The 6,003-nt window shown below is 52.5% G+C and carries 7 protein-coding genes and 1 pseudogene; 1 reads left to right on the top strand and 7 read right to left on the bottom strand.

Annotated elements, in window-relative coordinates:
* Positions 1 to 105: 105 nt before the first annotated feature.
* The gene (gene mscL / locus MJ257_RS02800; RefSeq protein WP_240267803.1) at positions 106 to 501 is read left to right on the top strand and encodes a large conductance mechanosensitive channel protein MscL; all 396 of its coding nucleotides are present in this window, start codon (positions 106 to 108) and stop codon (positions 499 to 501) included.
* Between the two features lie 75 nt (positions 502 to 576).
* On the opposite strand, the gene MJ257_RS02795 is transcribed toward mscL, so the two are convergent.
* The 7 genes and pseudogenes from MJ257_RS02795 to MJ257_RS02765 form a co-directional block, all read right to left on the bottom strand.
* Complete coding sequence (locus MJ257_RS02795; protein WP_240267802.1) at positions 577 to 1,587, bottom strand: IS3 family transposase; 1,011 nt, start codon at positions 1,585 to 1,587, stop codon at positions 577 to 579.
* A pseudogene (locus MJ257_RS24890) lies at positions 1,518 to 1,679 on the bottom strand (helix-turn-helix domain-containing protein); the annotation flags it as partial. The gene MJ257_RS02795 and the pseudogene MJ257_RS24890, both read right to left, overlap by 70 nt.
* Before the next feature lie 291 nt (positions 1,680 to 1,970).
* Entirely contained in the window at positions 1,971 to 2,999 is a 1,029-nt protein-coding gene (locus tag MJ257_RS02785) for an SPFH domain-containing protein (protein WP_240267801.1), read from the bottom strand.
* Between the two features lie 20 nt (positions 3,000 to 3,019).
* On the bottom strand, positions 3,020 to 3,832 hold the full coding sequence (locus MJ257_RS02780; protein ID WP_240267800.1) for a TPM domain-containing protein: 813 nt from the start codon (positions 3,830 to 3,832) through the stop codon (positions 3,020 to 3,022).
* Positions 3,829 to 4,860 carry a TFIIB-type zinc ribbon-containing protein gene (locus MJ257_RS02775; RefSeq protein WP_240267806.1) on the bottom strand — a complete coding sequence of 344 codons (1,032 nt, stop codon included), beginning with the start codon at positions 4,858 to 4,860 and terminating at the stop codon, positions 3,829 to 3,831. Before MJ257_RS02775 ends, MJ257_RS02780 begins: the two co-directional genes overlap by 4 nt.
* A 32-nt stretch (positions 4,861 to 4,892) precedes the next feature.
* Positions 4,893 to 5,591 carry a PspA/IM30 family protein gene (locus tag MJ257_RS02770; RefSeq protein WP_240267799.1) on the bottom strand — a complete coding sequence of 233 codons (699 nt, stop codon included), beginning with the start codon at positions 5,589 to 5,591 and terminating at the stop codon, positions 4,893 to 4,895.
* Positions 5,592 to 5,773: 182 nt separating this feature from the next.
* A complete protein-coding gene (locus MJ257_RS02765; protein WP_240267798.1) occupies positions 5,774 to 5,923 on the bottom strand; it encodes a hypothetical protein in 150 nt (49 codons plus the stop codon).
* Positions 5,924 to 6,003: the final 80 nt, after the last annotated feature.

The raw sequence follows: 6,003 nt of genomic DNA, 5'->3' as shown, positions 1-6,003 counted from the left end.
ACTCGTAAACTCGAACTCTAGCTCATGATATTTCCTCGCGATGGACTACCCCCGGCTCGCTCATGGTATACTGCAAATAATATGCCGAAAGCGAGGTACTCTATCATGTGGAAAGAATTCAGAGCCTTTGCGCTGAAAGGGAACGTGCTTGATCTGGCCATCGGGGTCATTATCGGTGCCGCCTTCGGAAGCATCGTGACCTCCCTGGTCAACGACATTTTGATGCCGATCGTCGGCTTGCTGGCGGGCGGTATTAACTTGAAAGAGTTACAGTTTCAATATGGGGACACCGTGCTGAAATACGGGGCTTTCCTGCAAACCGTCATCGACTTCTTTATCGTCTCTTTCTCTATCTTCCTGTTCGTCAAAGGGATCAACAAGCTGCGGCGCAAGGAAAAAGAGGATCCTAAACCTGAAACACCGCCCGCCCCTTCCAAGGAGGAGGAACTGCTGGCCGAAATCCGCGATTTGCTGAAGCAAAGAGCGTTGGAGGAGAAGTAGTGCAGCATTCCACCAAAAAGAAGAGCCCGAGCTGCAACTGGTCAAGACCCCATTTAGTGGACATTGTAAAAACACCTAGGCTATAAGCTGTCGTCGGTATTGTACTGGCGGCAGCTTATTTAGCTTTCGTTGCGGTCGGTTATGGTTATAAAAATGAATGTATTCTTCAATTCGCCTTTGTGCCTCGCTCATAGTTCGGATATCATAGGGATAGAGCCCTTCCGTTTTGAGATGCGAGAAGTAGCTCTCCATCGAGGCGTTGTCCAAACAATTGCCTCTTCGCGACATGCTGATTTGGGCGCCAACCTGTTGCAGCATGTCATGATAAGCGTAGGACGTGTACTGGAAGCCTTGATCGCTGTGAACGATCAATCCAGTCACGTCTTTCGTCTTTTCAAAGGCCTTAGCAAACGTCTCCAGGACGAGTTGGTTGTCGTTGCGTAAGCCCATGTGGTAGGAAACGATCTCATTGTTGAATAGATCCTTAATCACGGAGAGGTACATCCATGTATCCAAGACTCGAAACTGGGTAATATCTGTCACCCATTTTTGGTTAGGCGCTTGGGTGTTGAAATCGCGCTTTAAGATGTTCTCCGCAACGCGGCCCTGAACGGATGAGGAGTAGTTGCAGCGATGCTTGCGCCGAATCTTTGAGCGTAATCCCAAGGCTTGCATAAGGCGCAATACTTTCTTGTGATTCCACCATACGTGATGGTCTTGGAGTAAGAAGAGTTGAATTTGCCTGTACCCGTATTTGCCCTCATACCGGTCATATACGGCCTTCACCAACTTTTTGGAGGCCTGATCCCGATCTATGTCCATTCGTTTCAGGTAGGCGTAATATCCGCTACGAGAAACGTCGAATAACTCGCAGAGATAGCGAATATTGGAGCCATCCGCTAACTCGCGAATGATTACATACCTTTCCTTTGCACCTCCCGCATCCAGATTTCCAAACACTTTTTTAGCATTCGGTTCTCCCGTTCCAATTGTTTTACATACCGATCCTGGTCTATGTAGTTCTTCCGTCTTCCCCTTTGATCTAAGAGGCCAAACTGCCCTTTCTCCCTGTATTGCCGCATCCACACTTTCATTCGATTTTTATCTTGTATCCCCAAATATTCATTGATCTGACGGTACGTCCACTTATCCTCTATGTGAAGGCGGATCGCTTCCATTTTCAGTTCCTCCGTGTATGACTTGAACTTTTGACCTTTAATCGCCATAAAAAATGCACCCCTTAGAATTCATCGGAATACCCAGGGGTTTTTCCAATGTCCATTCTAAGGGGTGCACTTCACAACTGAAACGTTGCGGTTCGGGCTCTTTTTATTGGATTAGAGGCTAATTGGGGAATTGCATGCGCGTTTCGTTTTGCCCCCAGCCATCTTGTTCAACCACTTTTCCTGGTTCTCCACAGAAACAAAGTACCTGAACACTCTTCGACTCATGGTCTCTCTGCCCTTACCTTACGCCAGCTTCTCCCCGCAATTCGGGCAAAAGTTCGCGCCTACGTTTTTAGCCCCGCAGTTCGGGCAGAAGTTAGGCCGCTTGGAACCTGCGTCGACGGAGGAAGGCGCCGTGGATTGCGGCGGCTGGCCCGGTCTCGAATTTTGCGGCTGCGGCTGCGGTTGATCTTTCCCCTGGCCCGGTTCTTGATTCAGGTTCTTCATCATTTCCTTGGCCAGGTTCATTCCCATCATCATGCCCGCCATGTCCGAAGCCGCCCCGCCGCCTTGCACCTTGCCCGAGGCGAGGCCGTCGGTCATGCTGACCTGCTGGTATTTCGGCAGATTGCCGATCATTTCATGCGACGCCGTCTTGTTGATCATCTCCTGGATCTCCTTCGGATAACTGAAGCTCATGACCTGAAATCCCGTGATCGCCAGCCCGTCGTCCATCACCTGCATATCAAGGTCTTCCTGAATGCCCCGCGCGATATCCACGGCGTTGGCTTGCAGATTAAACATGTCTTTCCCTTCCCGGCTGATCCACTTCATCAGCAGCTGGTCGAGCACGGAGGTAATCCGAAGCTTGACGTCCTCCACCAAATAGCTTTGCTTCACCCCCGCAATCTTGTCGATTAAAGTTACGTAGTCATTGACCTTGAAATTAAACGTGCCGTTCGCGCGAATCGGCATACCTCCGGGCAGCTGCGGCGTAGGGATTAACACGGGATTTTGCGTACCCCATCGGACCGTAAACTCCTTCGTATTGACGAACAATACCTCGACTCGCATGCCGCTGTTAAAGCCGAACTTGAATCCCTTCAGCGTGGACAGGAACGGGATGATTTCCGAAGCAATGTGATATTCGCCTTCCTCCTTGAAAATCCCCTCGATCTTCCCGTTATTGATGAAGACGGCGTCCTGCCCCGAACGAATGATCAATTTACTCCCTTTTTTGATCTCGCGGTTATTCCATTTCCAGAAAATCATGTCGTCCCGGAATTCTTCCCATTCCACGACATTGGCAAATTGGCTTTTGAAAAAGCTCATAGGCTCCCTGGCCCCTTCCGTTAAAATGATCCCCGGCTTCCGCTATGCGAGTGCCCGCCGCTGGTCGTTCCGCCGCCACCGCCTCCGCTACTGCTGCCACCGCCGCCTCCACTGCTGCTGCTGCTCTCGATCTTCGTTTTCGTTACGGTCGTGCGAAGATAGTTGTCTTGCCGCCAAATGACGCCGGAGTCGCCCGAGTCCTCGTAGGTACGGTTGTTCACCGTCACCCTGCCGCCGCTCCGGAACGCCATCACGCCAACGACTAACGCTCCAATGACGAGTGCGATCAGAAGTTGAACACGAGTATCAAACAGGGGGTTATCCGGATTAACCCACGGTCGGTACCCCATATACCGGTAGGAAGTGCGTATGTATTCTTTGAATGCGCCATGATAATCGCCTGCAGTTAACAGCGAGGCGATCTTGTTGCGTATTTTGTCCAAGCGGCCGTCATCCAGGTATTTCTCACCTTTATAAAACCCGGCCAGATATAAATCGCGGTTGCGCATATCCAACGTCAAAATCACGGCATTGCCATGGGGCCTGTCGTACCCCGGAGCCCGCTCATCATAGAAATCCTCGGTTAGCTTCACAACATCCTCATCTTCGGGATTATCGGTCGTAAAAACGATGATGTCGGTCTCCCTTTTAGGCCCATATTCATTCGCCAAAGCGTTTAGATCTTCGATATATTCGGGATACAAGATATCGGCTTCGTCGTAGATCAGCTTCTTGTCGGTCGGAGTTTGTTCAGCCCAAGCCGTCAGCGGGGCCAACAGACTTAGGGCAATCAGAAGCAACGCCGAGCATAGGGTAACCCCTCGCTTGTTCATAAGAATACGCCTCCCCACAGCCAGGCCGCAATTTTCAACCCCAGAAAAGATAATGCCGAAACGCCGGCGAACCATGCCGCTATTTTCCCTGTGCTTAGCGGCGGTTTTCCGACCACTTTGCCCGACTGCCCGTTCATCGCGAACGTGTACTGCTTCCCCTTGTAGTTGTAATAGACCATCCACACCGGCAGCAGCGTGTAATTGGCCCGCTTGACGGTCGTATCGATCTGTTTGTCGGCATAACTTACCGTAGAATACTCGGAAACGGTCGAAGAAATATAAGATTCGATATAAGGCATGATTTTTTCCCGGGCTCTCGAGGTAAGCTGATCGCTGGTATAGTTAAACTTTTCGGCGATGTATCCGGCGAGGTAAGGCGTCTTAAACGTCTTTAATTGTTCGTAAGGAAAAGGCTCCAGCTTATCCATCAGCCGATCGTCCATTTTCGCCGAGGCATCGATCGGCAGCCGCACATAATTGAGCCGAATTCTCCGATAAAATTCGTAGTAATCCGTCTCCGTATATTGATAATCGCCGCTTCTATAGCTTCTTACCTGGGTCCCTTGGCCGCGAACATCGACATTATTCAGTAAATCGTACAACCAGAACGGCACGTACATCCCGGTGATGCCCTGGATGCGGTCCGCGGTCATGAAGCCGCGGGGCGTGAGCAGCCCTTTCCGGCACCACTTCTTGAAGGCAGCCATCGCTTCGTCCTTGCTGATGGCAAAAGGGATCACTAGCTGCGGGGCCAGCTTCCCGGTCAAACGATCGCTCAGCGCCACGGCGGAGCCGCAGAAGCTGCAGGTCGTCGCGCTGGTCTCCGGCTCTGTCACGATCACCGCGCCGCAGCTTTCGCAATGGTATTCCCGGACCTCGTCCTCCGCAAACACCTCTTGCTTGAGCGGGTCGGGAATTTGCTCGATATTGTCCTTACGGCCGCAGCTTGGGCAGGATAACTTGCCCGTCGTACTATCGAACGTCATGCCGCTGCCGCAGCTCGGACATTTGTATTCAATGACCGGCAATTCGTTCACCTCCATCCATCCCAAATTCGCGTTCAGGAATCTTGCTTGTTTATTTTCGCTTTGAGCGCGGTCAGTTCGTCCTCAGGCGTAGATGCGAGGGCTTCCCCCGGTTTTGTCCCCGCTGCGTTGCCCTTCTCCAGCTCCGCGAAGACGGCGTCCAAATCGTCTTCCTGCGAACCGGCTCGCAGCTCGGCCAAAGCCAGCGCTTCGTTCAGCGCTAGGTCAGCCTTGGCCTCCAGCTCGCGAAGAGCCGTTTCCGTTCCGCCGGAAGCCTGCGCCCGGCTCAGCGCGGCGGCCTCCGCCAGCTTGCCCTTCAGCACGGCTTGCCGGGCTTCCAGCTGCTGCAGATCGGAGACGAGTTTCTCCTGCATCTGCTTCATTTTGGACGAGTTATCCGCCGCTTGGTCATAAGCCATCTGCAGCCCATTCATCCGCTCCGCCTGCTTCGCCTTCCGTTCCAAAAACTTCAGCGCGGCGGATTCGTCGTCCGATTCCACCGCTTTCTCCGCGTACCGCTGCAACTTCCGGACCTCCTCGACGCATTCGTCCAGCGCGCGCTTCGCCCGGTCCTCCTCCGCCTGCACCGCCGTCGTCTCCGCCTTGACCTGCCCTACATCCAACCTCAATTGACGCAGGTATTCCTCCACCGTCTTAGCCGGATCCTCCGAACGCTCCAGCATTGCGGAAAGATTCGACCGCATCACGTCCCGAAACCTCGACAAGATTCCCACTTTCGTCCCTCCTCCAGATGGTCTTTACTTCATAATACATCAAATCCAATCTATTGGTTTCACTGTCGTAAACGAAGGCATGGCAAAAAAAGAACGCCCCTAGGGGCGTTCTGAGGTAACGAGGCTATCGCAGACCGCATGAACCGCGTGGGATAAACTGATCCTCCCGGCCGCAGGTTGGTTTAGCGATTCGGTTCCTCTTTTTTCTCGGAGTACGCGATCAGGTTGACCTTCTCCCCGATGGATTGCTCGATCTTCTCCTCGAGCTTCCGAATCTCCTGAACCAACGGCCCCTCATTCTCCAAATCTGTAAATTCGTAATCCTGCTGCATGACGCACGCTCCTCCCTATTTTTAAGGTAACTTGCGCGGAAAAGCGCCGTTCTATGCAGGCTAGCCCCTCCGAATCCGAA

The sequence above is a fragment of the Paenibacillus timonensis genome (genome assembly GCF_022427145.1).
GTDB lineage: Bacteria > Bacillota > Bacilli > Paenibacillales > Paenibacillaceae > Fontibacillus > Fontibacillus timonensis.
The sequence above is the reverse complement of the archived record's forward strand: the minus strand, read 5'-3'. Positions and strand labels throughout refer to the sequence as shown.

Coding starts and splice junctions, on each gene's coding strand:
- mscL (WP_240267803.1), top strand. CDS start 106: ATGTGGAAAGAATTCAGAGCCTTTGCGCTGAAAGGGAACGTGCTTGAT.
- MJ257_RS02785 (WP_240267801.1), bottom strand. CDS start 2,999: ATGAGCTTTTTCAAAAGCCAATTTGCCAATGTCGTGGAATGGGAAGAA.
- MJ257_RS02780 (WP_240267800.1), bottom strand. CDS start 3,832: ATGAACAAGCGAGGGGTTACCCTATGCTCGGCGTTGCTTCTGATTGCC.
- MJ257_RS02765 (WP_240267798.1), bottom strand. CDS start 5,923: ATGCAGCAGGATTACGAATTTACAGATTTGGAGAATGAGGGGCCGTTG.